The sequence below is a fragment of the Streptomyces sp. CNX435 genome (assembly GCF_059570575.1).
The window spans coordinates 17,153-43,695 of sequence record NZ_JCANTA010000003.1 but is presented as its reverse complement, the minus strand read 5'-3'; the positions used below and the strand labels follow the sequence as shown (position 1 = coordinate 43,695).

21 protein-coding genes and 1 pseudogene are annotated in these 26,543 nt (G+C 74.9%); 7 read left to right on the top strand and 15 right to left on the bottom strand.

Features of this window, described 5'->3' with window-relative positions; translation table 11 throughout:
- Window positions 1-7: 7 nt before the first annotated feature.
- On the bottom strand, window positions 8-748 hold the full coding sequence (locus T328_RS06680) for an SDR family NAD(P)-dependent oxidoreductase (RefSeq protein ID WP_496494952.1): 741 nt from the start codon (window positions 746-748) through the stop codon (window positions 8-10).
- Window positions 749-877: 129 nt separating this feature from the next.
- On the opposite strand from T328_RS06680, the gene T328_RS06675 reads away from it, so the two are divergent.
- Both T328_RS06675 and T328_RS06670 read left to right on the top strand, forming a co-directional pair.
- The gene (locus tag T328_RS06675) at window positions 878-1,531 is read left to right on the top strand and encodes a TetR/AcrR family transcriptional regulator (RefSeq protein WP_496494951.1); all 654 of its coding nucleotides are present in this window, start codon (window positions 878-880) and stop codon (window positions 1,529-1,531) included.
- Window positions 1,532-1,783: 252 nt separating this feature from the next.
- Window positions 1,784-2,962 (top strand): acyl-CoA dehydrogenase family protein, encoded by a 1,179-nt coding sequence (locus tag T328_RS06670; protein WP_496494950.1) that lies wholly within the window; start codon window positions 1,784-1,786, stop codon window positions 2,960-2,962.
- Between the two features lie 105 nt (window positions 2,963-3,067).
- Here T328_RS06670 and T328_RS06665 read toward each other — a convergent pair whose 3' ends face one another.
- Window positions 3,068-3,463, bottom strand: a complete 396-nt coding sequence (locus tag T328_RS06665; RefSeq protein ID WP_496494949.1) for a hypothetical protein — start codon at window positions 3,461-3,463, stop codon at window positions 3,068-3,070.
- Window positions 3,464-3,702: 239 nt separating this feature from the next.
- Here T328_RS06665 and T328_RS06660 point away from each other — a divergent pair, with 239 nt between their 5' ends.
- The 4 genes from T328_RS06660 (at window position 3,703) to fxsA (ending at window position 8,177) form a co-directional block, all read left to right on the top strand.
- Window positions 3,703-4,143 carry an Lrp/AsnC family transcriptional regulator gene (locus T328_RS06660; protein ID WP_018835479.1) on the top strand — a complete coding sequence of 147 codons (441 nt, stop codon included), beginning with the start codon at window positions 3,703-3,705 and terminating at the stop codon, window positions 4,141-4,143.
- A 199-nt stretch (window positions 4,144-4,342) separates the two neighbouring features.
- Entirely contained in the window at window positions 4,343-5,899 is a 1,557-nt protein-coding gene (locus T328_RS06655) for an amidohydrolase (protein ID WP_496495361.1), read from the top strand.
- Window positions 5,900-6,761: 862 nt separating this feature from the next.
- Entirely contained in the window at window positions 6,762-7,529 is a 768-nt protein-coding gene (locus tag T328_RS06650) for a polyprenol monophosphomannose synthase (protein ID WP_496494948.1), read from the top strand.
- Between the two features lie 3 nt (window positions 7,530-7,532).
- Window positions 7,533-8,177 (top strand): FxsA family membrane protein, encoded by a 645-nt coding sequence (fxsA, locus tag T328_RS06645; protein ID WP_496494947.1) that lies wholly within the window; start codon window positions 7,533-7,535, stop codon window positions 8,175-8,177.
- 194 nt (window positions 8,178-8,371) lie between these two features.
- On the opposite strand, the gene T328_RS06640 is transcribed toward fxsA, so the two are convergent.
- Together T328_RS06640 and yczE are read right to left on the bottom strand one after the other, a co-directional pair.
- Entirely contained in the window at window positions 8,372-8,746 is a 375-nt protein-coding gene (locus T328_RS06640) for an RNA polymerase-binding protein RbpA (RefSeq protein ID WP_026276152.1), read from the bottom strand.
- A 262-nt stretch (window positions 8,747-9,008) separates the two neighbouring features.
- Window positions 9,009-9,668: a membrane protein YczE gene (yczE, locus tag T328_RS06635; RefSeq protein WP_496494946.1), complete on the bottom strand. Its 660-nt coding sequence runs from the start codon at window positions 9,666-9,668 to the stop codon at window positions 9,009-9,011.
- Window positions 9,669-9,768: 100 nt separating this feature from the next.
- Between yczE and T328_RS06630 the strand changes: the two genes are divergently transcribed.
- Window positions 9,769-11,280: an SCO1417 family PLP biosynthesis transcription factor gene (locus T328_RS06630; protein WP_496494945.1), complete on the top strand. Its 1,512-nt coding sequence runs from the start codon at window positions 9,769-9,771 to the stop codon at window positions 11,278-11,280.
- A 254-nt stretch (window positions 11,281-11,534) separates the two neighbouring features.
- Here the strand turns inward: T328_RS06630 and T328_RS06625 are convergent, their stop codons facing one another.
- From T328_RS06625 to T328_RS06575, 11 genes and pseudogenes are all read right to left on the bottom strand, one after another.
- The gene (locus T328_RS06625) at window positions 11,535-13,112 is read right to left on the bottom strand and encodes a P-loop NTPase family protein (RefSeq protein WP_496494944.1); all 1,578 of its coding nucleotides are present in this window, start codon (window positions 13,110-13,112) and stop codon (window positions 11,535-11,537) included.
- A 51-nt stretch (window positions 13,113-13,163) separates the two neighbouring features.
- On the bottom strand, window positions 13,164-13,358 hold the full coding sequence (locus T328_RS06620) for a hypothetical protein (protein WP_496494943.1): 195 nt from the start codon (window positions 13,356-13,358) through the stop codon (window positions 13,164-13,166).
- A 181-nt stretch (window positions 13,359-13,539) separates the two neighbouring features.
- Window positions 13,540-14,910 (bottom strand): ABC transporter ATP-binding protein, encoded by a 1,371-nt coding sequence (locus T328_RS06615; protein ID WP_496494942.1) that lies wholly within the window; start codon window positions 14,908-14,910, stop codon window positions 13,540-13,542.
- Between the two features lie 172 nt (window positions 14,911-15,082).
- Window positions 15,083-16,783, bottom strand: coding sequence for an alkaline phosphatase D family protein (locus T328_RS06610; RefSeq protein WP_496494941.1), 1,701 nt, complete (start codon window positions 16,781-16,783; stop codon window positions 15,083-15,085).
- Window positions 16,784-16,848: 65 nt separating this feature from the next.
- Window positions 16,849-17,430: an ATP-binding protein gene (locus T328_RS06605; RefSeq protein ID WP_496494940.1), complete on the bottom strand. Its 582-nt coding sequence runs from the start codon at window positions 17,428-17,430 to the stop codon at window positions 16,849-16,851.
- A gap of 155 nt (window positions 17,431-17,585) precedes the next feature.
- Window positions 17,586-18,500 carry a serine hydrolase gene (locus T328_RS06600; RefSeq protein WP_496494939.1) on the bottom strand — a complete coding sequence of 305 codons (915 nt, stop codon included), beginning with the start codon at window positions 18,498-18,500 and terminating at the stop codon, window positions 17,586-17,588.
- A 101-nt stretch (window positions 18,501-18,601) separates the two neighbouring features.
- On the bottom strand, window positions 18,602-19,204 hold the full coding sequence (locus T328_RS06595) for a GNAT family N-acetyltransferase (protein ID WP_496494938.1): 603 nt from the start codon (window positions 19,202-19,204) through the stop codon (window positions 18,602-18,604).
- Complete coding sequence (locus T328_RS06590) at window positions 19,191-21,320, bottom strand: penicillin acylase family protein (protein WP_496495360.1); 2,130 nt, start codon at window positions 21,318-21,320, stop codon at window positions 19,191-19,193. The genes T328_RS06595 and T328_RS06590 overlap by 14 nt, the downstream gene beginning before the upstream one ends.
- A gap of 215 nt (window positions 21,321-21,535) precedes the next feature.
- Window positions 21,536-23,191, bottom strand: a pseudogene (qcrB, locus tag T328_RS06585) (cytochrome bc1 complex cytochrome b subunit); the annotation flags it as partial.
- 101 nt (window positions 23,192-23,292) lie between these two features.
- Complete coding sequence (locus tag T328_RS06580; protein ID WP_496494937.1) at window positions 23,293-25,491, bottom strand: SpoIIE family protein phosphatase; 2,199 nt, start codon at window positions 25,489-25,491, stop codon at window positions 23,293-23,295.
- A gap of 118 nt (window positions 25,492-25,609) precedes the next feature.
- Window positions 25,610-26,401: a hypothetical protein gene (locus tag T328_RS06575; protein ID WP_496494936.1), complete on the bottom strand. Its 792-nt coding sequence runs from the start codon at window positions 26,399-26,401 to the stop codon at window positions 25,610-25,612.
- Window positions 26,402-26,543 lie beyond the last annotated feature (142 nt).

The window sequence follows — 26,543 nt, the reverse complement described above, 5'->3', positions numbered from 1 at the left end:
CGGCCCGCTACGCGGCGAAGCCGCCGTCGACGGCGATCGCCGTACCGGTGATCTGCGCGCCGCCGGGACCGGCGAGATGGGCCACGGTGGCGGCGACGTCCTCGGGGCGGCCGTAGCGGCCCAGCGCGCTGATGGCGCGGGCGGCGTCGGAGTCGGGGGAGTCGGCGGGGTTCATCTCGGTGTCGGTGTCGCCGGGGTGCACGACGGTGACGGAGATACCCTGCGGGCCCAGGTCGCGGGCCAGCCCGCGGGTGAGCCCCACCAGCGCGGACTTGCTGGCGGCGTAGAGCGTCCAGCCCGGAATCGGCACCCGCTCGACGAAGCTGCTGCCGATGCTGATGATCCGGCCGCCGGGACCGAGGTGCCGGGCGGCGGCCTGGGCGGCGAGGAAGACCGCGCGCACGTGGATGGCGAGCACCGCGTCCACGTCCTCCCGGCGCACCTCGGCCAGCGGCCCGTACAGCGCGATGCCCGCGTTGTTCACCAGGATGTCCAGCCGGCCCAGCTCGGCGGCGACGCGGTCCACCGCGCCGACGACGGCGTCCGGGTCCGCCGCGTCGGCGGGGATGGCCAGCGCGCGCCGGCCGGCCTTCTCCACCGCCCGGACGACCTCTGCCGCCCGTTCGGGCGAGCGGTGGTACGTCAGCGCGACGTCCGCGCCCTCCTCGGCGAGCCGCCGCGCGATCGCGGCACCGATGCCGCGGCTGCCGCCGGTGACCAGGGCCGTTCGGCCCGCAAGCTGCGTCATGAGCGTTCCCTTCGCTATTCGGAGAGTTCTCCGCTTACCTGACTGAAGCGTAACCGGAGAGTTCTCCGGATGTCAGCGAGAACCGGAGAACTCTCCCCTTCGGTATCCTCCGGACGGGAAGGAGCCCAGGTGACCTACGACGACGCGACCGCGGCCCGGCGCCCGCCCGGCACCGAGCTGCCCGTGGTCGGCGGCCCTCCGGCGGAGCGCGCGGACGCCGCGCAGAACCGCCGCAAGATCCTCACCGCCGCCGCCGCGATCGTCGCCGAGCGCGGCCCCGACGCGCTGTCCATGGACGAGGTGGCCAGGGCCGCGGGCGTCGGCGTCGGCACCGTCTACCGCCGCTTCGGCGACCGCGCGGGACTCGCGTACGCGGTCATCGACGACCGCGAGGTGCAGTTCCAGGCCGCGTTCCTCAAGGGCCCGCCGCCGCTCGGCCCCGGCGCCGGCGCGCTGGAGCGCGTCCGCGCCTTCCTGTACGCCCTCGTCGACCGCACCGAGGACCAGCTCGGGCTGCTGCTCGTGGCCGAGATGGACTCCGCCGACGCTCGCTTCACCGAGGGTTCGTACGAGCTGTACCAGCAGCACCTCGCCCTGCTCATCGGCCGGATCCGGCCCGAGGCCGACGTGCGCTGGCTCGCCGACGCGCTGCTCGCGCCGCTCGCCGCCAACCTCTACGGCTACCAGCGCCGGACCGGCGGCATGAGCGTCGCCCGCGTCAAGGCGGGCTACGACGACCTGCTCGCCGGCCTGACGGCCCACGGCGGCACCGACGCCCCCTGACACCCCGCGGAACCCGCCCCGCGCCCGGGCCGGTTCGGCGCTCCGGGCGTGGCGGGATGGCTCGTACCCTGCCTGTCTCGGCGTACCGCCGATCGGGCATACTCCCCTTCACCGCAGCCGCACGTGCCGGCTCGCCGTAATCCGGCGGGGCAGCATCGGGCTGCAGCAACACAACGGGCGGAGCCGTCACATCCCGGCCGGCGCCGCCGTCGACAGCGCCGTACGCGCGCCCGGCAAAGAGGAGTGCACCGCATGGCCGTACGTGGTCCGCTGCCCGTGGAACGCGAGCTGCCCACCGAGGAGTCGCGCGACCTGCTGGCCCTCGTCCGCGAACTGGTCCGGCGCGAGATCGCCCCCCGGGCGGCCGAAGAAGAGGAATCGGGCCGCTTCCCCCGCGAGTTGTTCACCACTCTGTCCGAGTCGGGACTGCTCGCGCTGCCCTATGCGGCGGAGTACGGCGGCGGGGGGCAGCCGTACGGGGTCTATCTGCAGATGCTGGAGGAGTTCGCCGGCGCCCGGCTGACCGTCGGCCTCGGCACCTCCGTGCACACCCTCGCCGCCCACGCGGTCGCCGCCTACGGCACCGAGGAGCAGCGCAAGGAGTTCCTTCCGGCCATCCTCGGCGGCGGCCTGCTCGGCGCGTACTGCCTCTCCGAGCCCGCCTCCGGCTCCGACGCCGCCGCCCTGACCACCCGCGCCGTACGCGACGGCGACGGGTGGATCCTGAACGGCACCAAGGCGTGGATCACCCACGCCGGCCTCGCCGACTTCTACACCGTCTTCGCCCGCACCGGCGGCCCCGGCGCCCGCGGCATCACCGCCTTCCTCGTGCCCGGCGACGCCCCGGGCGTGAGCGCCGCGCCGCCGGAGAAGAAGATGGGCATGAAGGGCTCGCCCACCGGACTGGTGCACTTCGACGGGGTGCGGATCCCCGACGCGCGCCGCATCGGTGAGGCGGGGCAGGGCTTCGCGATCGCGCTCGACGCCCTCGACTCCGGCCGGCTCGGCATCGCGGCGTGCGCGGTCGGGGTGGCGCAGGCGGCGCTGGACACGGCGCACGGATACGCGCTGGAGCGGCAGCAGTTCGGCCGGCCGGTCGCCGACTTCCAGGGGCTGCGCTTCATGCTGGCCGACATGGCGACGCAGATCGCGGCCGGGCGCGCGCTGTACCTCGCCGCCGCGCGGCGGCGCGACGCGGGCCTGCCCTTCGCCCAGGACGCCGCGATGGCGAAGCTGTTCTGTACGGACACGGCGATGCGGGTGACGACCGACGCGGTGCAGGTCCTCGGCGGCTACGGCTACACGGCGGACTTCCCCGCGGAGCGCTACATGCGCGAGGCGAAGGTGCTGCAGATCGTGGAGGGCGCCAACCAGATCCAGCGCGTGGTGATCGCGCGGCACCTGCTGGGCGCCGAGACGGACCCGGGGTAGGGGCCGTCGCGTACGGCGCCGGTGGCCCAGCCCGGCACAGCACCGCACAGCCCGGCACAACACGGGATCGGGGCGCGGCGGGCGCCGTGGGGCCGGACGCGGGCGCTACTTCCGCCGGCGCATCCCCGGCAGCCGGCGCCGGACCGGCTCGGTGCCGGGGCCGCTTACGTGCGAGAAGGGCTGACGGCGCCAGTCGAGGCCCTCGGGCAGCGTGAGCAGCGCCGCCGGGTCCTCCGCACGCGCGTCGAGGTGCGCGTCCTCGGGCGCGGCGGCCGACAGCGGGCTGCCGGAGCCGGTGCACACGGTCAGCCCGAACGGGTTCGCCGGAGTGACGCGGGCGTGCTCGGGCAGGACGTCCTCGCCCTCCAGCAGGGCGATGGGCTGGACGCAGTCCGGGCAGAGCACCCGGAAGATCAGCGAGGTCTCGGCGTAGCCGCCGCCTTCGTCGTCGTCGATGACGGCATCGGGATCGACGAGCTCGACATGCTCGGAACGGCGCATGCTGCTCCCCCTCAGGTTGGGCCACCTGGACGGTCACGTGGTGGTCTCGACCACAGCAAGGATTTCCCTCGCTGTCATCCGAATAATCGTCCGCAGGGTCCCCCTGGCTCCCGGTTGGGCTGTGGCCTTCATCACACGCCGCCCCCGCGCGCCCCGTGCGCCCCCGCGACGCCCCCTCCCGGCCGCCCCAGCGGCCCCGGATGTACCTGACCGCCGCAAACGCAGTAGGTTGATGCGTTGTGGAGGAGTTGGACAGGCACATCGTGGAGCTGCTCGTCAGAGACGGGCGCATGAGCTATACGGACCTGGGCAAGGCCACCGGCCTGTCCACCTCGGCCGTGCACCAGCGGGTGCGGCGGTTGGAGCAGCGCGGCGTGATCCGCGGCTACGGCGCCATCGTCGACCCGGAGGCGATCGGCCTGCCGATGACCGCGTTCATCTCGGTCAAGCCGTTCGATCCCAGTGCCCCCGACGACATCGCGGACCGGCTCGCCGAAGTCCCCGAGATCGAGGCGTGCCACAGCGTGGCGGGGGAGGAGAACTACATCCTCAAGGTGCGCGTCGCCGCCCCGGCGGAGCTGGAGGACCTGCTGGCCCGTATCCGCTCCCTCGCCGGCGTCTCCACCCGCACCACGGTCGTGCTCTCCACGCCGTACGAAGCCAGGCCGCCGCGCATCTGACGGCGCGGCGCACCCGATCCGAATCCGAGGCACCGCTGCCGTGACCGCCGAGAGCCCCGCCGCCCGCACCTCCGACCGCCCCGCCGACGCCGCGGCCAGGCCCGCGAACTCCGCCCGCGACGGCGCGGGTTCCGCCCGCCGCACCGTGCTGCTGCGCGGCGGCAGCGTCCACAGCCCGGCCGACCCGTTCGCCACCGCCATGGTCGTCGAGGGCGACCGTGTCGCCTGGGTCGGCTCCGAGGGTGCGGCCGACGGCTTCGCCGACGCCGGCGCCGTCGACGAGATCGTGCACCTCGAAGGCGCCCTCGTCACGCCCGCGTTCACCGACGCGCACGTACACCTGACCGCCACCGGACTGGCGCTGACCGGCCTGGACCTGTCCGGTGCCACCGGGCTGGCCGACGCCCTCGCCCGCATCCGCGCACACGCCGCCGCCCGCCCCGCGGACCGGGTGCTGATCGGCCAGGGGTACGACGAGACCGGCTGGCCCGAGGGGCGCCCGCTGGCCCGCGCCGAGCTGGACGAGGCCGCCGGCGGCCGGCCGCTCTACCTCACCCGCGTGGACGGGCACTCCGCAGCCGTCAGCACCGCCCTGCTCGACCTGGTGCCCGGCATCGCCGGCCGCGACGGCTTCGCCGCCGACGAGCCGCTGACCCGCGACGCCCACCACGCCGCACGCCGCGCGGCGTACGCCGCCATGTCGCCCGCGCAGCGCGCCGCCGCGCAGGGCGCCGCCCTCGACCGGGCGGCGGCGGTCGGCATCGGCTCCGTACACGAGTGCGCGGGGCCCGACGTCAGCGGCGCGGACGACTTCGCGGCGCTGCTCGCGCTGGCCGCCGAGCGGCCGGGGCCGCGGGTGACCGGCTACTGGGGCGAGGCCGTCACGGGCCCCGAGGACGCCCGGCGCGTCCGCGCCCTCGGCGCCTTCGGCGCGGCCGGCGACCTCTGCGCCGACGGCTCCCTCGGCTCGCGCACCGCCCACCTGACGCGGCCGTACGCCGACCGCCCCGGGCACCGCGGCAACGGCTACCTCGACGCCGACGCGGTCGCCGCCCACGTCGCCGCGTGCACCGAGGCAGGGCTGCAGGCGGGCTTCCACGCCATCGGGGACGCCGCCGTCGCCGCCGTGGTCGCCGGTGTGCGGGCGGCGGCCGAGCGGGTCGGCCGGGACCGCGTACGGGCGCTGAGGCACCGCGTGGAGCACGCGGAGATGCTCACCCCCGAGACCGTCGCCGCCTTCGCGGAGCTGGCGCTGACCGCGTCCGTACAGCCAGCGTTCGACGCGGCCTGGGGCGGCGCGGACGGCATGTATGCGCGCCGGCTGGGGACGGAGCGGGCGCGGACCCTCAACCCGTACGCGGCCCTCCTGCGCGCCGGCGTGCCGCTGGCCCTCGGCTCCGACGCCCCGGTGACCCCGCTCGACCCCTGGCGCACGGTCCAGGCCGCCGCCTTCCACCGCACGCCGGAGCACCGCGTCTCCGCCCGCGCCGCGTTCACCGCCCACACCCGCGGCGGCTGGCGGGCAGTCGGCCGCGACGACGCCGGCGTGCTCGTGCCCGGCGCGCCCGCGGACTACGCCGTCTGGGCGGCCGGGGACCTCGTCGTACAGGTGCCCGACGAGCGGGTCGCGAACTGGTCGACCGACCCGCGCTCCGGCACCCCGGGCCTGCCCGACCTCACGCCCGGCGCCGACCTGCCCGTGTGCCTGCGCACGGTCGTGGCCGGAAACACCGTCCACGCGGGGCCGATCGGGTGAGTTAACGATCTTCGATAGGCCGAACGAAGGCCGTCCGGGGCGCGGGACCGCGGCCTGATTTCGGGATTGACCAGCCGCTTCGGCAAAACGCCACAGGTGACACGGCTGTTGACACGACGCGGGCAACGGCGGGTAGTTTCGGCCGAGTCCACCACAGGACGTCCGGCCGGATCACCTCCGCGCAGTCGTGGAACGCTCTGGGCCACGGATGGTGTGCCGCACCGGCGCACCATCGCAGGCAGCCAGGTCCAGGACTCCGGCACGGGGGCGAGGGAGGATGGCATCCGTCGGGCTGGTGTGACCCCGGGTGGGGCCCGGACGCTCAGTAGACAACGGCCCTCGGTCGATCCGCAGCCAGCGGGTCCCAGGTCGGACCGAAGGGCGCCGGGCCCGACCCGCAGCGACCACGGCCGCGGGCGGGCACGGGATCGCGTCCCGCGGCGTGGTGTAGGGGGTTGGGCGCCACGACTCCGCAGGTCACGGCCCCGGCATGCGGCCACCGCCCGCTCGTAGCCGGCACCTCCTCCGCAGGCAGCGGCTTCTTCGCCGCGCTGACCACGAAGGCGGCGCCCTGACCTGAGACAGCCACACCGCGGGGTGCGCGCCGCCTCCACCACGCCGTGGGACATGACCGGGCACGGCCGCACGGCCGCCCTCATCCCGTCGGCACCCCTTTCCCTTCTTCCTCCTCTTCCTCCTCCACTTCCTCTCCCTCCCGCGGCACCTCTGCCCGCGTCCGGGGTACCGTTGCGGACCGCCTCGGTGCCGGACCGCGAAGGACTCTGGCTATCGTGGGCGTCCTGTCCCGCGCGGGCGTGAGCGCGCGGGGACGGGCCAAGCGGGAATTGCGGAAGGGACGGCAGTGACAGACGGGGTTCAGGGGCGCTACGGCCCGCTGGGCGGGATCCTGGTGATCATCCCGACGTACAACGAGGCCCTGAACCTCGAGTCGATCGTCTCCAGGGTGCGGACCGCGGTGCCGGCCGCCGACATCCTGGTCGTGGACGACAACAGCCCGGACGGCACCGGGAAGCTCGCCGACGAGCTGAGCACCGAGGACGAGCACGTGCACGTGCTGCACCGGGCGGGCAAGGAGGGCCTGGGCGCCGCCTACCTCGCCGGCTTCGGCTGGGGCCTGGAGCGGGGCTACGGCGTGCTGGTCGAGATGGACGCCGACGGCTCGCACCGGCCGGAGGAACTGCCCCGGCTGCTCACCGCGCTCAAGGGCGCCGACCTGGTGCTCGGCTCCCGGTGGGTGCCCGGCGGCCGGGTGGTCAACTGGCCCAGGTCGCGCGAGTTCATCTCCCGCGGCGGCAGCGCGTACTCGCGGATCTGGCTCGGGCTGCACATCCGGGACGTCACCGGCGGCTACCGCGCGTTCCGTCGGGAGACGCTGGAGGGCATCGGGCTGGGGAACATCGCCTCGCAGGGGTACTGCTTCCAGGTGGATCTGGCCCGGCGGGTGGTGGACGCCGGCTATCACGTCGTCGAGGTACCGATCACCTTCGTCGAGCGGGAGCGCGGCGACTCGAAGATGAGCAAGGACATCTTCGCCGAGGCGGCATGGCGGGTGCCGGCGTGGGGCGTACGGTCCCGGATGGGACGGATTCTCGGCCGCAGGCACACTTGAGTCATGAGCGATCGCATTCCGCAGCCGTACGAGGACCCGTCAGGCTCCGACGACCGGGGCGCAGGCCCCGGCGGCCCGGGCGGCTCCGGCCGCCCCGCCGGCGGCGGTGACGGCCGCGGGCGCCCCGCACGCCGGCGCCGCTCGCTCGCGCGCACCCTGGCGCCCCTGGGGGTCGCCGCCTGGGCGCTGCTGGAGCTGTGGCTGCTGATCATGCTCGGTTCCGAGATCGGCGTCCTGGGCGTCTTCGCGGTCCTTCTCGGCGGTCTGGTCCTCGGCACGGTCGTCATCAAGCGGGCCGGCCGGCGGGCCTGGCGGTCGCTCGCCGAGCAGCTCCAGCGGCAGCAGAGCGGTGCCGCGCCGCCCCCGGAGGACGGCCGCGGGCAGGGCAACGGGCTGACGATGCTCGCCGGGCTGCTGCTGATGGTGCCCGGTCTGGTCACGGACGCCGCGGGGCTCCTCCTGCTGCTCCCGCCGGTACGGGCCCTGGTGCGCCGCCGCGCCACCCGGATGATCGAGCGGTCGGCCGCCGGCCGGGACCTGGGGCACGTGTACACGCAGGCGCGCATCCGCCGTCCGGACGGCAAGGTCGTCCAGGGCGAGGTGATACGCGAGGAGGACGACCCCGGGGACCGGCCGTCGGGGCGCTGAGCCCGCAGCCCTCGGTCACTCACCCCGGGCCGGCGCCGTCCCGCCGACGGGCGCGGGCCGGGAGGTGCACGCCGGGGGCCGGCTCACCTACCGCCGTCCCGTTTCCGGGCATCCGTAAGGGCCCGTTCCACACCACGGGCGGGTGCGGTACGGGCCCTTACGGATGTCGCTCGTCCCCGAAGCGGTGCCGCGTCTCAGGCCGACTTGCGGCTGTCGCGTGGATGCACGGCGATGTTCATCGCGCCGGAGCGCAGCACCGCGAGCCGCTCGGCCAGGACCTCTTCAAGCTCGTCGCGGGTACGCCGCTCCATGAGCATGTCCCAGTGCGTGCGGGCGGGCTTGACCTTCTTCTCCTCCGGTCCCTCGCCGTCGACGAGCAACGCCTGGGCGCCGCACGTCTTGCACTCCCACTCCGGCGGGATCTCCGCCTCGACCGAGAACGGCATCTCGAACCGATGGCCGTTCTGGCATGCGTACTCCACCGCCTGGCGCGGGGCCAGGTCGATGCCGCGGTCCGTCTCGTAGCTGGTCACCACGAGTCGCGTGCCGCGTAGAGCTCGCTCACTCATGAATCGTTGCCTCCCGGGCTTGTCGCCCACAGGACAGGTGTCGCTGTCGTCGTCATCCGGTCAACGTCCGGTCGGCGATGAAGATTCCCGTTCCGGGACATGCGTCGCCTGTCGTGCCGCCCCATTGCTTCTACCCACAGGCGTCCGCTTTGTCACGTGTGACGGGGATGTCACCGGCTGATTTCATCTCACTGCATGCTGTAACGGTCCGCCTGCCGAGCCGGAGGCGTACACTACCGCTCCGCACCAGGCCACACATAATTCACCTCGTGGGTGTCGCGTCACACTCCGCTCCGGAAACGGGCTCGCGGACGGCCGGCGCCGGCTCGGGGATCGCGAAGACGCGCATGAAGAACTGGGCCAACGGGCCTATCGCCAGGGCGTAGACGACCGTGCCGGCGCCGACCGCCCCGCCCAGTGCCCAGCCGGACGCCAGCACGGCGATCTCGATCAGGGTCCGGACCAGCCGGACGGACAGGCCGGTGCGCCGGTGCAGCCCGGTCATGAGGCCGTCGCGGGGGCCGGGGCCGTAGCGGGCGGACAGGTACAGGCCGGTGGCCACGCCGTTGAGGGCGACGCCGGCGAGCATCTGCGGGATCTGCAGGACGAGGCCGTGCACGTCCGGCAGCACCGCCAGCGAGACGTCCATGGCGAGGCCGATCACCACCACGTTGGAGACGGTGCCGAGCCCCGGGCGCTGCCGGATCGGGATCCACAGCAGCAGCACGGCGGCGCCGACCACGATCGTCGCCACCCCCATCGACCACCCGGTCTGCTCGCCGAGCCCCTGATGGAAGGTGTCCCACGGGTCGAGACCGACCCCGGCGCGTACCATCAGCGCGCAGCTGAGCCCGTACAGCGCCAGGCCGACGTACAGGTGCGCGAGCCTGCGGCCCGTACGAGATCCCCTCGAACGCGACAAAACTGGCTCCCCTCTGGTCCTGTTGGATGGCTGCGTGCCACTATGTGGACTGGACTTGTACAGGTGATATGGCCAATCGGGGAAAGGTGGCCTGGTTGTCATGGCGGAGTGGACGGCGGCTGTCGGTGCGGTTCAGCTGGCGCGGCTGCTGCGGTCGCAGGAGAGTGCGGGCGCCGTGGCCTCCGGCCCGGCCGGTCGTCGCCTGCCCGCGTACCGTTCGCTGGCCGACGGCGTGCGGCTGCTGGTGCTCGAAGGGCGCGTCGCGGTGGCCACGAGGCTGCCCGCCGAGCGTGAGCTGGCCGCCGCTCTCGGTGTCAGCCGTACCACCATCGCCGCGGCGTACGAGCATCTGCGCGCGGCCGGTTTCCTGGAGTCCCGCCGCGGTGCCGGGAGCTGGACCTCGGTGCCGGCCGGGCATCCGCTGCCCACCCGTGGGCTGGAGCCGCTGCCGCCGGACGCCACCGGCTCGGTGATCGACCTCGGCTGCGCGGCGCTGCCCGCCCCGGAACCGTGGCTTACCCGCGCGATGCACGGGGCGCTGGAGCAACTCCCGCTGTACGCCCACACCCACGGTGACTATCCCGCGGGGCTGCCGGGTCTGCGTGCGGCCATCGCCGAGCGGTACACCGCCCGCGGGGTGGCGACCATGCCCGAGCAGATCATGATCACGACCGGGGCGATGGGCGCGATGACGGCCATCTGCCGGCTGTTCGCCGGGCGCGGCGAGCGCATCGCGGTGGACTCGCCGAGCTACGCCAACATCCTGCAGCTCATGCGGGAGGACGGCGCCCGGCTCGTTCCGGTGGCGATGGGCGAGGGGCTGACCGGCTGGGACGTCGAGACCTGGCGGCAGACGCTGCGCGACGCCGCCCCGCGGCTGGCGTATGTCATCGCGGACTACCACAACCCCACCGGGGCGCTGGCCGGCGACGACCAGCGCCGCGCACTCGTCGACGCCGCCCGGCGCGCCGGCACCGTCGTCGTCGCCGACGAGACGATGGCCGAACTACGCCTCGACGACACCGACGAGCGCCCCCGCCCCGTCGCCTCGTACGACCCGGCGGGCTCGACCGTCGTCACCGTCGGCTCGGCCAGCAAGGCGTTCTGGGCCGGCCTGCGTATCGGCTGGGTGCGCGCCGCCCCCGAGGTGATCCGCAGCCTCGTCTCCGCCCGCGCCTACGCCGACCTCGGCTCCCCGGTGGTGGAGCAACTCGCCACCACCTGGCTGCTGGCGGGCGGCGGCTGGGCCGCGGCCACCGACCTGCGCCGCTCCCAGGCCCGCGCCAACCGCGACGCGATCGTCGGCGCCCTGCGGCGCCACCTCCCGGACTGGGAGTACGCGGTGCCGCACGGCGGGCTGACGCTGTGGGTGCGCACGGGCGGGCTGTCCGGCTCGCGGATCGCCGAGGCGGGCGAGCGGGTGGGGGTACGGATTCCCTCCGGCCCGCGGTTCGGCGTCGGCGGGGCCTTCGAGGGGTACGTGCGGCTGCCGTTCACCGTCACCGGCGCGGTCGCCGAGGAGGCCGTCGGCCGGCTCGCCGCGGCGGCCCGCGCCGTGGCCGAGGGCGGCGGGCCCGCGGCGGCGGAGCCGGCGGGGGCGTTCATCGCCTGACGCGCTGGTCGCCACCCGCGGCCACGGGGGCGGGTGCCGACCAGCGCGTCAGGCGGAGCGACGACGGGCGGGCCCGGAGGCCGGCGCCCGGCCGGGCCGACCGGGCTGGCCGTCCGAGTGGAACTCCCCGCGCCGGCCACCGGTCGGGCAGCCGGCGACGGCCGTGCGCCGCGCGCCGCGTTGCCCCGCGGCCCGCCCCCAGCCGTCCGCCCCCAGCCGTCCGTCCTCAACCGTCCGTCCTCAACCGTCCGTCCTCAGCCGCCGGTCCGCGTCGCCGCCGCGCCCGCCGCCGGGTCGCCGGCCGGCGGCTGCGGCAGCAGCTCCAGCACCGCCCGCCGCAGCGCCTCCGGGGTCTCGCGGTGGCCCGGGTCCGGCGTCGCGGGCACCTGCAGCCGGTGCACCGGGCCCTGGCCGAGCCGGACGTAGCCGCGCCCCGGCGGCACGTCGTACACCGGCGTGGTGTGCGGCGGAGCGCCGAGCACGGACTCGACCTGCCCCGCCGAGGCCGGTCCCAGCACGACGCGGGCGCGGGTGTGCTCCCGTACGGCCGCCCCGAGGGAGCCGGCGCAGTCGAAGTGGTCCGCCACCACGACGGTGACGTTCGCCGCCCGGCCGTGCCGCAGCGGCACCTCCAGCAGCCCCTGCGGATCATCCCGCCCGTCCGCGGCGGCCAGGTGGCTCAGCGTCGCGGGCCGGTCCACCACGACCCACAGCGGCCGCGGCCCCGCCGCCCGGCCGCCGCCGCTGCCGGCACCGCCGGCGCCCCCGCCCGTGTGGCCGCCGGCCGGAGGGCGCAGCAGCCGGCGCTCCGTCTCCCGCGCCGCCCAGCGCAGCAGCGCCAGCGCGCCGCCCACCGTGGACTCCACCGCCAGCACCCCGGGCCGACCCGTCAGGAAGCCGAACTCGCCCGCCGCGCCCCCGTCGACCACCAGCACCTCGCCGTGCTGCAGCGCCTGCAGGGCCAGCGACCGCAGCAGCGTCGTCGTGCCCGTGCCGGGCTGGCCGAGGGCGAGCAGGTGCGGCTCCGTGGAGCGCGGTCCGGTGCGCCAGAGCACCGGCGGCTCGTCCCGGTCGCCGGTCGCGGCGCGTACGGGGAGCGTCCGCCGCACGCCCGCCGCGTCCGTGAAGCCGAGCACGGACTCGCCCTGCGCCGTGACGTAGGGCTGCGCCCCGATGTCGGTGGGCAGCGGGCCGAGTACGGCGAGGTCGAGGCGGTTGTCGTCCTCGTGCCACTCGAAGAGGTACTCCCGGCCGCGTCCGCACTTGGCGTACAGCAGCTGCTCGACGCGCGCCCGGGCCTCCGGCTCGCCGTCGCGGAAGTACGGCGGGTAGCGCAGCCGCAGCCCGGTCAGCCGTCCGTCGCCGTCGAACTCCGCATCGCCGAAGACCTGCTCGGTGTCGCCCTCGTGGGCGTAGAGCGGGTGCGGGTCGTCGGGGTCGGAGAAGTACGGCACGAGCGCCTCGTACAGCGCCGCGAGCCGCTCCTGCCGCCGCGCCGCCGCGTCCTCGTCCGGGCCCGGCCCGGGCCGGTCGCGGCCGGCCCACACCACCGCCGCCAGCAGCGCCGCGCCGGCGGCGGGCGGGCCGTACGGCATCAGGTACACCAGCAGCAGGAGGGCGGCGGCGAGGAACGCCGTCGGCCCCCGCCGCTCCCGCGGGGTGGCGCTCCAGCGGCGGCGGGCGGCGACCGCCAGCCGGCCGGCGCCGCGGGCGAGGACCACCGCCGGCCGCAGCACGTCCGCGGTGCCGTCCGCCGCCGTCCTGGCCAGCTCGCGTCCCCGGGTCACCGGAGGTGTGGCGCGGCCGGTGATCCGGGCGAACGGTCGTCGCATGCGTCGGGTCTCCGAGTCCTGGGTGCGGGACGCCGGGGGGCCCGGGGCGTCCTAGATCTTGATGCCGCCGAGCAGGCTCGCCAGGCTCTGCCCGCCGGCCTTGATGCTGGGTGCGATCGCGGTGCCCGCCAAGTAGAACCCGAAGAGTGCGCAGACGATGGCATGGGACGGCTTCAGCCCGTCCTTGCGGAAGAAAAGGAAGGCGATGACACCCAGGAGGACAACGCCTGAGATCGATAGAATCACGGAAATCTCCAGGGGCGACGGAGCCGTCAGAGGTCGTTTGCCAGCCTGGCAGTGAGATTTACCGAGGAAAAGCGGCAATTGGGTGTTTTGGGGGTGGCTCACCCGAGTGGCCGGAGAGGAGTCGCCGTGGCGCGGCGGCCGCTGCTCCGGCGCGCGGAGCAGCGGCGGGCCGCGGGCGGCGTCACTCGTCGAGCCGGGGCTGGTGCGCGGGCGCGGGGCAGACGCGGCGGCCCTGCTGGTCGAAGACGAAGAGGTGCTCCAGGTCGATCAGCAGCGGCACGTGCGTGCCGGGCCGGGCCTGGACGTCAGGGCCGGTCCGTACGACGAGGTCGCCGCCGGCGATCGCGGCGCGCTCGGCGCTCTGCGGCGGCGCGGTCGGCATCGGGGGCGCCTCCAGTACCCTCACGGTCCCCGGCTCGCCCTGGCCGCCCTGGCCGAAGCCCTGCAGATGGGCCACCGCCCGGTCGCGCAGCCGCCCGAGAACGGTGCCCTCCTTGTTCTTGCGGTGGCCGGGCGCGGTGTCCGTGCGGGGCCCTTCCAGCGCCGGTACGACGGCCGCGCGCGAGCCGGTGTTCAGGTGCAGCAGCGCCTCGTGGCCCAGGTACTCCACGTGCTCGACGATCCCGCTCATCGCGCACTCGCCCGCGCGGGCCAGCGACGGCCGGGCGATGCGGATTGCCTCCGAGCGCAGCCCGACGATCACCGGCCGGCCCTGCTGGATGCGGAGCATCTGGAGGTCGGGGGAGAGGGGTTCTGGCAGCACCATGCTCTGCCGGCCGAGTTCGATGGTCATCCGGCCGGGCAGCGGGGCGTGGACGACGGCTTCGAGGAGATTGATCCGCGGGGTGCCGATGAACGCGGCGACGAAGATGTTCTTCGGCAGCGCGTACGCCTCGCGCGGCGAACCCACCTGCTGCAGCACGCCGTCGCGCATCACGGCGACGCGGTCGCCGAGCGACATCGCCTCGGCCTGGTCGTGCGTGACGTAGACCGTGGTGACCGCCAGCTCCCGGTTGAGCCGGGCCACTTCCGCGCGCAGGTGGTTGCGCAGCTTGGCGTCGATGTTGGACAGCGGCTCGTCCATGAGGAACGCGGTGGGCTCCCGGGAGATCGCCCGGCCTATCGCGACCCGCTGCCGCTCGCCGCCGGAGAGCTGCGCGGGATAGCGGTCGAGCAGGTCCTCGATCCCCAGCAGCCGGGCGGTGGCGTCCACCCGCGGGCCGACGTCGCCGCGCGCCTCCAGCTTCAGCGGGAAGCCGATGTTGTCGCGGTTCGTCATCCGCGGGTAGAGGGCGAAGTTCTGGAACACCATGGCCATCCCGCGCTGCCCGGGCGCCAGCTCGGCGGCGTCCTCGCCGTCGAGCAGCAACTGCCCCTCGGTGACCGACTCCAGTCCGGCGATCATGCGCAGCACGGTCGACTTGCCGCACCCGGAGGGGCCGAGCAGGACCACGAACTCGCCGGGTTCGATGTCGAGCGAGAAGCGGTCGACCGCCCGGATACCACGCTCGTAGACCTTGGTGACGCCGTCCAGGGATATCGCACGTGACATGGTGTTCTGTTCCGTATTCCGGTGACAAGGATGCGGTAGACGTGCAGAGTTGGACTACGGGCACCGAAAGATAGCGAAGTTCACCCGGACTGGGAACGCCTCGCGCACCCCGTCGCGCAGGTCGGGCCGGATACGTACCGCAGCGGGGCCAGGGCCGTGCCCGCGGCGGGAGTTACAGCAGCTCCCGCTCGTCCGTCCGGACGAGCCGGGCGCCGCCGGCGCCTTCCTCGCGGGCCTGCTCCAGGCGCAGCCGGGCGCTGTCCCGGCCGTGCAGGGTGAGCGTCATCAACTGGTTGCCGAACCACGGCCCGCCGGTCTTGCGCCAGCTGATCGGCGGGGCGGCGAGCCGGCCGTGCCGGGCGAGGGCCCGGCCGATGAGCCGGCCGGCGCGGCTCCAGCCGAAGCGGAATCCGGCCCGGATCGGGGCGGGGACGCTGTTGTGCATCGGCGAGCAGGTCAGCTGCGCGACCGCGGGCCGCGGGGGCTCCGGCGGGGCATCCTCCGCCCCCGCCGTCCGGTGGCCCGCCGGCCACCGCGGCTCGGCGACGTAGGCGTGGTGCACGTCGCCGGAGAGCACGAGCACCGAGGCCGGCGCCTGCTCGGCGCGGCCGACCTCGGCGATGAGGTCCGTCAGGTCGTCGAACGACCGCGGGAACGCCGCCCAGTGCTCCAGGTCCGCGCGCTGGCGCAGCTTCTCGCCCAGCCGCGCCCAGCGGGTGCCGCGCTCGCCGGCGCACAGCGCGGCGTTCCACCCCTCGGCGGAGTGCACCGCGGGCGGCAGCAGCCACGGCAGCGACGTGCCGATGAGGAGGTGGTCGTACGCGCCGGGGTCGTCCAGCGCCTGCCGGCGTACCCACTCCATCTCGTCCGGGTCGACCAGCGCGCGGTTCTTCTCCTCCAGCACCCGTGCGGCGCGCGAGTCGACCATCAGCAGCCGGGTGCGGCCGAGGTCGCGGCGGTAGCTCCAGCGCACGGCGGCCGGGTCGGCGTCGGCGCGCTCGGCGAACTCGCGCAGCGCTTCCGTGCCGTCGCCGGCCTCGCGGACGGCCGCGTAGAGCGGGTCGGCCGCCAATTCGTCGGGGGAGAGGTTGCCGAGGTGCTGGTAGACCCAGTACGACATCAACCCGCCGAGGATCCGCTCGCGCCACCAGGGCTCGGCGCGGATCGAGGCCAGCCAGGCGGCGGAGGTGTTCCAGTCGTCGATCACGTCGTGGTCGTCGAAGATCATGCAGCTGGGCACGGAGGCCAGCAGCCGGCGCACCTCGGGGTCGAGCCAGGACTCGTCGTACAGGTGGGTGTATTCCTCGTAGTCCGCGATCTGGTCGCCCGGCGGCACGTCGAGGTCGCGGCGGCCGGCGAGCCAGCGGCGGGTGGCGTCGGAGGTCTCGTCCGCGTACACCTGGTCGCCGAGGAGGAGCAGGACGTCGGGGCGCTCGGCGCCGGGGTCGCCGTCCAGCCGGCGGGAGAGGGTGTCGAGGGCGTCGGGTCCGACGGGGTCGTGGCCGCCGCCGGGCTTCGCCGCCCAGCGGCAGGAGCCGAAGGCGACGCGCAGGGCGGCGCCGGGGCGGGGGGTGCGGATGGTGCTCGCGAGGGTGCCGGGCAGCGGCCAGACCTCGTGGCCGTCGAGGAATACGCGGTACGCGGTGGCGGTGCCCGGGGTCAGGCCCAGGACGGGGACCAGCGCGTAGTGGTGGCCGCCGACCTGCCAGGTGCGGGCGGTGCCACCGGCGCCGTCCGCGCAGCGGACCTGCGCCTCGCACGGGCCGGAGGTCTCGACCCAGACCGTGGCACGGGTGTCGTCGACGTATCGCAGCAGCGGCCCGAGCCGCAGCTCCGCCGTCGCCGTCTCCTCGACCTGCCGGGTACGCGCCACTGCGGGGGAACGTGCGGACCCGCCGGGAGGTTCCGCGGAACGCGGGCCGCCGCCCGCCGGCCGGGTCAGGCGACTGCCGGGGCGGGGACGGCGAGGCGCCCGGGCACGAGCGACTCGAGCAGAGCCAGGCAGCGGGCGAAGGACTGCCACTCGCTGTCCCGGTCGCCGTCCCCGTCGGCGTCCACGTCCGCCGGGCCGCCGGTCCCGGCGGGCGCGGTGAACCGGGACCACACGGCCTTGCCGACCGGCCCCGGGGCACTCCAGCCCCACGCGTCGCTGAGTGTCGCCACTATCTGCAGGCCGCGCCCGGACTCGGCGACGTCCTCGGCCTCGCACGGCGCCGGCACGCCCGCACCCGGGTCGAAGACCGCGCAGACGACCTCGCCGCCGCGGCGTACGAGGGTGAGCGTGACCGGCTGCGGCTCCGGCACGGGCAGCGGGGCGGCGCCGGGCACTCCGTGGCGTACGGCGTTGGTCACCAGCTCGGAGACGACGCACTCGACGCTGTCGGACAGCTCGGCGAGGTCCCACTCACGCAACGTGGTGCGCACCGTGCGACGCGCTTCGGCTATCGAGCGCGGGTGGGCATCGAGGACGCAGGCGGCGAAGGCCGAGGCCACGGCCCGCTCCCCGGAGGCTGCCGCCATGCCAATACCCCGATCATGATGCCGTCGTGGAACGCGCTTGTCGTCTCATGGTGAGTGATATAGACCTCTCGATGCAAGTACAGATGCACTTTCATCCGCAAGCGCATGTGCACGTCCCGCGGCAAGTGCGCGATTCGGGTACATGCAGCAGCAGTTCAGTTACGCAGCGCGTCCGCCGCGGTCGTCGCGACCGACTCGACGAGGTCGATGCCGGCCGCGTGGGAGGCGTGGCCGTCGGAGACGACGGCGACGAGCAGGGTGTGGCCGCGGTGCTCGACGCGGCCGATGCTGTTGACGTCCCAGAGCCCGGTGGCCGAGCGCGGCAGCCAGCCGTTCTTCAGCGCCGCCGAGCCGGCGTCGTCCGCCGCCGCGGACACGCCCCAGCGCTGGCCCTCGACCACGGTGGTCATCAGCTCTTCGACGTAGCGGCGCGAGTCGGAGCTGAGCGGCGAAGTGCCGTCGCCGTACACGGCGTCGAGCAGCGTCAGCTGGTCGGACGCGGTGGTCTGGGTGAGCCCCCAGGTGCCGCCGGGGCCGGGCTCGGTCCCGGACAGGCCGAGCCGGCGGTTGGCCTCCGCGAGACCGGGGCCGCCGCCGATGTCCCACCAGAGGGTGTCGGTGGCGGCGTTGTCGCTGCTGCGGATCATCGCCGCGGCCAACTGCTCCTGCGCGGCGGTCAGCGTGCTGCCGGCGTCCTGGGCCTGGAGCAGCAGGGCGACGAGTATGTCGACCTTGACGATGCTCGCGGTGTCGAACGTGCCCTCGCCCGACGCGTACGCGGCCTCGGCGCCGGTGTCGAGGTCGGCCACGGCCACGTCGTACCGCCCCGCCGTCTCCGGCAGCGCCGTGAGCGCCTCGGTCACGGCCTCGTCCGGGTCGGGAGCGGGGTCGGGGGCGGAGGCGGAGTCGGGCGGGGGGCCGGCGTGGTAGACGTACAGCAGGCGGTGGGGGCCCGTGGTCTCCGCGGCGTCCCGCACCGGGGGCGCGGAGGACGAGGCGGTGGCGGCGAGGACGAGGAGCGTGGCCAGGGAGACCGCCGCGGAGGGCGGCGTGCGGAGGATGCGCGACACCCGCCGGACGCTAGGAGCCGCAGGTCAGAATCGGCTGGGAGCCGTGTAAACACCTGATGAAGAACCGGGCGGACGGCGGCGGCGCCGGGTGACCGGCGCCGTCAGCCGTCCGTCACCGGGCGGAAGGCCAGCCGGGCGCGCTTCGGCGGCAGGTACACCTCCGGCAGGTCCACCTCCGGAAGCGTGACCTCCGGACCCAGGGCGAAGCCCTCGCGGCGCATCCGGGCGATCGCCGGCCCGTTGTCCGCGTCCGGCTCGACCACCAGGCGGCGTGCGCCGCCCGCCGCGGCGAAGCCGGTGACGACCCGCATCAGCGCGGCGGTGAAGCCGGGCCGCACGGCACCGGCCGCCGGGCCGATCAGCAGATGGATGCCGAGGTCCCCGGGCTCGACGGCGTAGCACTCCGCGACCCGGTCGGCGGCCGGGTCGTACGTCTGCAGCAGCGCGACCGGCTCGCCGTCCAGCAGCATCAGGTGGGCGTGGTGGGTGGTGAGCGTGTCCATGTGCGCGTAGACGTCGCGCACGTGCTCGCGCTCCAGCCCGGTCATGCCCCAGAAGCGGGCGCGCTCCCCGGCGACCCAGCCGTGCAGCAGACCGGCGTCCACGTCCGGGACGACGGGCACGACGCGGACGGCGCCGAAGCCCTCGACCTTCCGCTCGTAGCGTGGAGCCCGGTCGTGGGGCGCGGGGTCAGCGGTCGCCATGGGACTCCTTCAGGGCCTGCCAGTCGGTGAGTACGGGAACCAGCTCGCCGCGCAGCCACGGCGCGAGCTGGTCGCGGTGGTGCGGGGAGCCGGGGACGCCGTCGGCGCCGAACGGGACCACCCAGCGGCTCTCCTCGCGGCGGGCGACGTCCCAGACGTAGCGTGCGGCGGGGCCGCGGGCGCACAGGTCGGTGACGCCGGGGACGGCGGCGGTGGCCAGCACGCAGTCGTGGTCGCCGGCCAGGCCCGGCCACGGCTCGCCGTCGGCGTCCGCGCTGCCGCCCAGGTCGCCGCCCCGGTCGCCGGGCAGCGCCTGCCAGGGCGCCAGCCGGTGCGCCTCGCCCCAGGTCGCCGGCTCGCCCGGCGCCGACCCGGCGAGCTGTGCGGCGGCCTCCTCGGCTGCGGCCCGTACCAGCGCGGGCCGGTCGATCTCCGGCAGCCGGTCGGTGGTGAGCAGGGTGCCCAGTGCGTACCCGATCCGGGTGGGCAGGTCGAGCCAGGGCAGGAACAGTCCGGGGTACGCGGGCGGCGCGGCCAGCGGCGCCAGCGCGGGGTGGGCGGCCAGGGCGCGGACGACGGCGGAGCGCAGCCTTGCGTACGCCAGCGCGTCGGCGCTGCCGGCGTCCATCCGCAGATCCCAGCGCAGCAGCCGGTCCCGCAGGCCGGCGGCGGCGGGGCCGAGGCCGTCGAGCCCGGCGAGCAGGTCCAGCAGCGGGCGGGCGGCGGCGGTGAAGGTGTCGGTGTGGACGGCGGCCATGTCCCCGGCACGCCATCGCTCCCCGCCGGCCAGCAGCTCGCGGATGCGCTCCGCACGGTACGGCGGGGCGAACTCGGCGCCGAACGGGGCGGCCGGGCCGCGCTCGTTGGCCATCACCGCGAGCCCGTCGGCCACCGGCACGGCCGGCATCGGCGCGTGCCGCCCGCGCCACGCGTGCGCGGACTCCCACGCCGGTACGACGCCGAGCAGGTTGGCCCGGTCGCGTACCGGCACCGTCCCGGCGACGCGGTGCAGCACCCCGCCCCCGGTGTCGGCGGCGAGCACCACGTTGACGGGCTCCGCCCAGCCGTCCAGCGCCGCGTCCACGTCGGCGACGCGGTGCGCCGCGAGCAGCGCGGGCAGCGCCGAGAAGCCCAGGTCCCCGTAGACCCGCGGCGGATAGCGCAGGCTCAGCGCCTCCCACTCGCCGCCGGCCGCGTCCTGCGGGAACTCGGCGATGACCGGGCCGCGGCCGGTCTCGACGACCTCGACCAGGACCGGCTCCGCGCCGGCCACCTCGACGGTCTCGGTGTGCGCGGCGGCCGGACGCCAGCCGTCGGGGCCCAGCGCCTCGACGTGGCCCGCGCGGCGGCGCAGCCGTTCGCGGTAGAGGTCCTGGTAGTCGGCCATGGCGTTGGTGATGGCCCAGGCGACGCCGCCGGTGTGGCCGAAGTGCGGCAGCCCGGGGACGCCCGGGACGGCGAAGCCGACGACGTCGTACTCCGGGCAGGCCAGGTGGATCTGCTGGTAGACCCCGGGGTTCTCGATGAACCGGTGCGGGTCCCCGGCGATCAGCGCGCCGCCGCCGGCGGTCCGCTCGCCGGTCACCAGCCAGCCGTTGCTGCCCGCGGTCCCCGGCCCGTCGGTGGCGAACAGCTCCACCGCCGCCGCGCCCAGCCGCTCGGCGACCAGCCGGCGCCACAGCTTGGCGGGGAAGCCGGCGAAGAGAATGTGGGTGGAGAGCCACACGGCCAGCGGCGTCCACGGCGACCAGCGGCCGGGCGTGAGCCGCACGGCCGCGAACTCCGGCGCCCGCGCGGCGCCTTCGGCGAGCCCGGCGTTGACCCCGTCGACGTACGACGAGAGCCAGCCGGCGGTCTCGGTGTCTTCCTCGGCCAGCCGGCGGAAGCAGCGGCGCGCGGTGTCGTCCAGTCGGGCGCGGCGGGCGAAGAGGTCCCAGCCGAGGGCGGCTTCGCCGAGGAAGGCGGCGGTGGCGCCGGCGGCGCGGTGCCGCTCGGTCTCCAGCTGCCAGGCGCGGTCGACGGCGGCGTTGTGCCCCTGGGCGTGGGCGAGTTCGCGGGGGTCGGTGGCGCGGATGTGGGGGATGCCCCACGAGTCCCGGTACACCTCGATGCCCAACGCCGTCGCCACCCCTCGCTCGATGCAACTTAGGGTAGCCTAACCAAAAAGTTGGGTGGGGCGCGGTCGGGGGTCCGCGCCCCACCCAGTCGGGGGCCTGCCTCAGTACGGGATGAGGGCCGTCGGGGGGCCGTACCTCATCCGGACGAGTGGCCGCCCGGGCTCTCTTCCGCGGGTTCGAGTTCGCGGGATCCGCCGCCGACGGGCAGCTCCGCGTGCTCGTGGTCGTGTGCGACCGCGCGGTATTCCTCGATGGTCGGCTTCGGGATCTGCGTGCCCGGCCCGAACATGCTGTGCGCCAGCCTGGCGCGCACCCGGTTGGCGATGCCCACGGGTGGCCGGCGGACGCCGTTGGCGTCGGTCTCCGGGCCGAGTTCGTAGGGCTGCGGCTGGTCGTGGGAGGTGAGCTTGTGCAGCTCCTCCGGCGACAGCGGCTCGTGCACCTCGACGTACTCGCCGTGCGGCAGCCGCTTGATCATGCCGGTCTCGCGGCCGTGCAGCACCTTGTCGCGGTCACGCCGCTGCAGCGCCAGGCAGATGCGCTTGGTGACGATGAACGTGAGCACCGGCACCACGAAGACCGCGACCCGAAGGCCCCAGGTGACGTGGTTGACCGCGATGTGGAAGTGCGTGGCGAAGATGTCGTTGCCGCCGCCGATCAGGAACAGGATGTACAGCGCCAGCCAGGAGGTGCCGAGCGCCGTCCGCACCGGCACGTTGCGCGGCCGCTGCAGCAGATGGTGCTCGCGTTTGTCGCCGGTGATCCACGCCTCGATGAACGGGTACGCGGCGATGGCGACCAGCATGAGCGGGAAGAGGGCGATGGGTATGAACACCCCGAGTGCGAGGGTGTGGCCCCAGGCGTTGATCTCCCAGCCGGGCATGATGCGCACCATGCCTTCGGCGAAGCCCAGATACCAGTCCGGTTGAGCGCCCGTCGACACTTGGTCTGGTCGGTAGGGGCCGACGTTCCAGATCGGGTTGATGCTCGCGATCGCCGCGACGAAGGTGATGACGCCGAAGACCAGGAAGAAGAACCCGCCGGCCTTGGCCACGTACACCGGCATGAACGGCGCGCCGACGACGTTCTTCTCGGTCTTGCCCGGGCCGCCCCACTGCGTGTGCTTGTGGTAGAAGACCAGGATCAGGTGCGCCACCAGCAGGGCGAGCATGATCCCCGGCAGCACCAGGATATGCAGGGCGTAGAAGCGTGGAATGATCTCGTGCCCGGGGAACTCGTCCCCGAAGAGGAACAGCGTCAGGTACGTCCCGACCACCGGTGTGGAGATCGTCGCGCCCTCCACGAAGCGCAGCCCCGTGCCGGAGAGCAGGTCGTCCGGGAGCGAGTAGCCGAGGAGGCCCTCGAAGAGGCCGATGAAGAGCAGCAGCCAGCCGAACAGCCAGTTGATCTCGCGCGGCTTGCGGAACGAGCCGGTGAAGAAGTGCCGCATCATGTGCACGACCATGCCGGCGACGAAGATGAGCGCGGCCCAGTGGTGGATCTGACGCACCAGCAGACCGCCGCGCACGTCGAACGAGATGTCCAGGGTGGAGGCGTACGCCTCGGACATCCGCACGCCGTTCATCGGCGCGTACGAACCGTGGTAAACGACCTCGTTCATCGAGGGGTTGAAGAACAGCGTCAGGTAGACGCCGGTGAGCATGATGACGATGAAGCTGTAGAGGCAGATCTCGCCCAACAGGAATGACCAGTGGTCCGGAAAGACCTTCCTGGCGTACCTCTTCCCGGCGCCGTGCAGTCCGAGCCGGCCGTCGGCCCAGTCGGCGAAGCGCTCGCCGGACGACGTCCGGGTGGGCGGACGGGTGCCCATCGCGCCACGCGACGAGTCTTCCGCCTGTGTTACGGACATGCGGTTGCTCCTGCCTCCTTGGTGCACTCACCCCTAAGGACAGGAACAGGAGGCCGAATGTGACACAGAGAGGAGGTGGTGTGAGCCACGTCACAAATTGCTCAACTGTCCGGGATTTCCTGCTCGGTCCAGACGACCTTGCCGCGGGGGCTGTAGCGGACCCCCCAGCGGTGTGCCAACTGGGCGACCAGGAACAGCCCGCGACCGCCCTCGTCGTTGCTCGTGGCGTGCCGCAGATGCGGCGCGGCGTGGCTGGTGTCGGAGACCTCGCAGGTCAGGACCGACTGGCGGATGAGCTTGAGCCCGATGGGGCCCGGGGCGTGCCGGACCGCGTTGGCGAGCAGCTCGCTGACGATCAGCTCGGTCGGCAGCGTCAACTCCCGCAGCCCCCACTCCGTGAGCCGCCGACGCACGAGGTCGCGGGCGTCGGAGAGCGCCGAGGTCTCCACCGGCAGCCGTACGGAGACCACGTGGTCCGGCGGCAGCGTCCGCAGCCGGGCCGCGAGCAGCACCGCGTCGTCGTTCGGGCGGGCGGGCAGCAGGTCCCGTACGGCGGCGTCGCACAGGTCCTGTACCGGGCGGTCCGGGTGGGCCAGCACGCGGCGCAGGCGGGGGAGCGAATCCTCGGGCCGGTCGGGCAGCAGGCCGTTGGTGTAGAGCGCGAGGAGGCTGCCCTCGGGCAGGTCCAGCTCGGTGCTCTGGAACGTGCCGGAGCCGCTGCCCAGCGGCGGCCCGGTCGCCGCGTCCACGACCTGCGTACCGCCGTCGGGCCGGACGACGACCGGCTTCGGATGCCCCGCCAGCGCCAGCGTCACCCGCATGGCGATGGGGTCGTGGACGGCGTAGACGCAGGTCGCGGCGGGCGCCGACCGGTCCGGTGCCGGATCCGCGAACGGGTCGGGCGGATCCTCCATGAGCCGGGACACCAGGGCGTCCAGATGGGTCAGCAACTCGTCGGGCGGCAGGTCGAGGCCGGCCATGGTGCCGATCCCCGAACGCAGCCGGCCCATGGTGGCCGCGGCGTGCAGCCCCGTGCCGGTCACGTCGCCCACCACCAGCGCCACGCGGGCGCCGGACAGCCCGATGACGTCGAACCAGTCGCCGCCCGCGCCCCCGGTGCCGGGGAAAGTGCCGGGGACGTACGCGAGGCCGGCCTCGATCGCGCTGTTCTCCGGCAGCTGCGCGGGCAGCAGGCTGCGCTGCAGGGCGGAGGCGGTGGTGCGGGTGCGGGTCTGCCGACGGGCGTTGTCGAGGCTCACCGCCGCCACCTCGGCGACCTCGGTGGCCAGCCGCAGGTCGGCGTCGTCGAAACGGGTGGGGCGCTCGGAGCGGTAGAGGCTGACGAGGCCGAGGAGCGTGCCGCGGGCGGTGAGCGGGACGAGGATCAGGGAGTGGGCGCCGGCCGCGGCTCCGGGCAGGTCCGCGTCGGCGATCGCGGGGCGCTCGACGCCGTTCGCGCCGTCGGGCCCGGGTACGGGTCCCTCTGTGCCCGGTTCCGTACCGTCCGCGGAGCCGGGGTACGGCGGGTCCTGGATGAGCCGCGGGCGCAGGTCCGTCAGCGCGCTGGACTGCGGTGAGGCGTACGGGTAGTGCACCAGGGCGCCAACCCCGCGCCCCGCGCCGGGCGCCGGAGGCGCCACCCCCGCCCGCCGCAGGGCCAGCTCCTCCGCCCCCGGCCCGGGGGCCGACCGCTCGCCACGCCACACCGCGTCGGCGATGTCGACCACCACCGCGTCGGCCAGCGCCGGCACGACGACCGCCGCCAGCTCCCGCGCCACCCGGCCGACGTCGAGCAGCGCCCCGATGCGCGCCTCCGCGGTGTACAGCAGCTCCAGCCGGGAGCGGGAGCGCTTGCGGTCGGTGATGTCGCGGATATGGGCGAGCGCGCCCACGGGGGCGGCGCCGTCGTCCGCCAGCGGGTACGCGGAGACCGACAGCTCCCGGGCACCGCCGTCGCCGCCGGGCATCCGCACGTTCCGTACCGGGGCACCGGTCGTGAGCACGTGCCGCAGCAGCCGCTCCAGCTCGGCCCCGTCCGCGACCGCTCCCACGTCCCGGGCGGCCGGGGCGCCGGCGGGCGCCACCGGCGCCGCGGGCTCCCCGGGCTCCGTACGGCCGCCGTCCGCGCCGGGCTCCTCGTCCGGGACTCCCGGGAGCCGTCGCGCGGAGGCGTTGGCGCGCAGCAGGCGCAGCTCGGCGTCGAAGACCAGCAGGGCGGAACGCGCCTGGGAGAAGAGCACGCCGAGCAGCAGCGCGTCGAGCCGGCCGTCGAGGGGCGCGCCGGAGTGGGCACTGGCCATGCCCCCAATCTCGCCCTCGCCGGCCCGTCGCGCATCTGCGCGGGCGCGGCGGGCCGGCGGGAGCGGCGACGGCCCGTGCCCCTGCCGGCATCGCCCGTGCGAGCGAGGCGTACGGGCGTTACCTGCCCGCGCGCTCCGTGGGCGTGTGGGGCGTGCGCTCCGGCTCGCCCTCCTCGCTCGTGCTGTCGGTGGGCGTCGGGGTGGGCGATTCCGCGGGGGAGGAGGACTGCGAGGCGGAGGGCGTGCCGCTCGGCGCCGACACCGTCGCCCGCGACGAGGCGGTCGATGACGGGCTGCTCGGCTCCGCGGAGCTGCGGCTCGGGCTGGGCGCCGGCGTCGTCGGGTCCGCCGTCCGAGTGGTCGGCGGCGCCGTGGAGGGCCGGGAGCGCTGCGCGCGGTCCGGTGCCTCCGCCCGTTGCTCCACCGGCGGGCTGGTCGCCGGCGACGAGTCGTGGGTGCCGGGGGCGTTCGACGGCAGCGGCCCGAGCGGGGCGTCGGGACGCTCGTCGGCGCGGGTGCCGTCGGGTGTCCCGTTCCCGCCGAGCACGTTCGCCGCGAGCAGCCCGCCGGAGAGCGCCGCCACCCCGGCCGCCGCGAGGGCCGCGAGCCGTGCGCGGGGCGGGCGCCGACGCCGTCCCCGGCCGTGCCGGGCCCGGCCGGGGACGACGGTGTGCGCCACCGTGTCGCCGTCCGGGGCGGCGAGTGCGTACGGGGCCGGGTCCGCGTACGCCGCCCGGCCCTCGGCGAACAGCTCCACGTCCCGCGGGTCCGGCCCCGGCACCGCCGGTCCGGGCTCCTGCGGCGGGACCGAGCCGCCGGTCACCGCGGGACCGGGGGCGGCGCCGCCGCCCGCGCACCGGGGGGCGCCGGCGGCGTCGTGCCACCGACCGCAAGCCGTGCGGTCAATCATGGCCACCTTTCCTCGCCGTCCTTCCGTGGCGTGGCGGGGTCTGCTGACAACGGCTCAGTCTGCCAGCGGGCAACCGGGGGCGTAGCGTACTGAATCGGCATTTATGAGCGCCGCCTGAGACCCGTCTCACACCCGGCGCCCA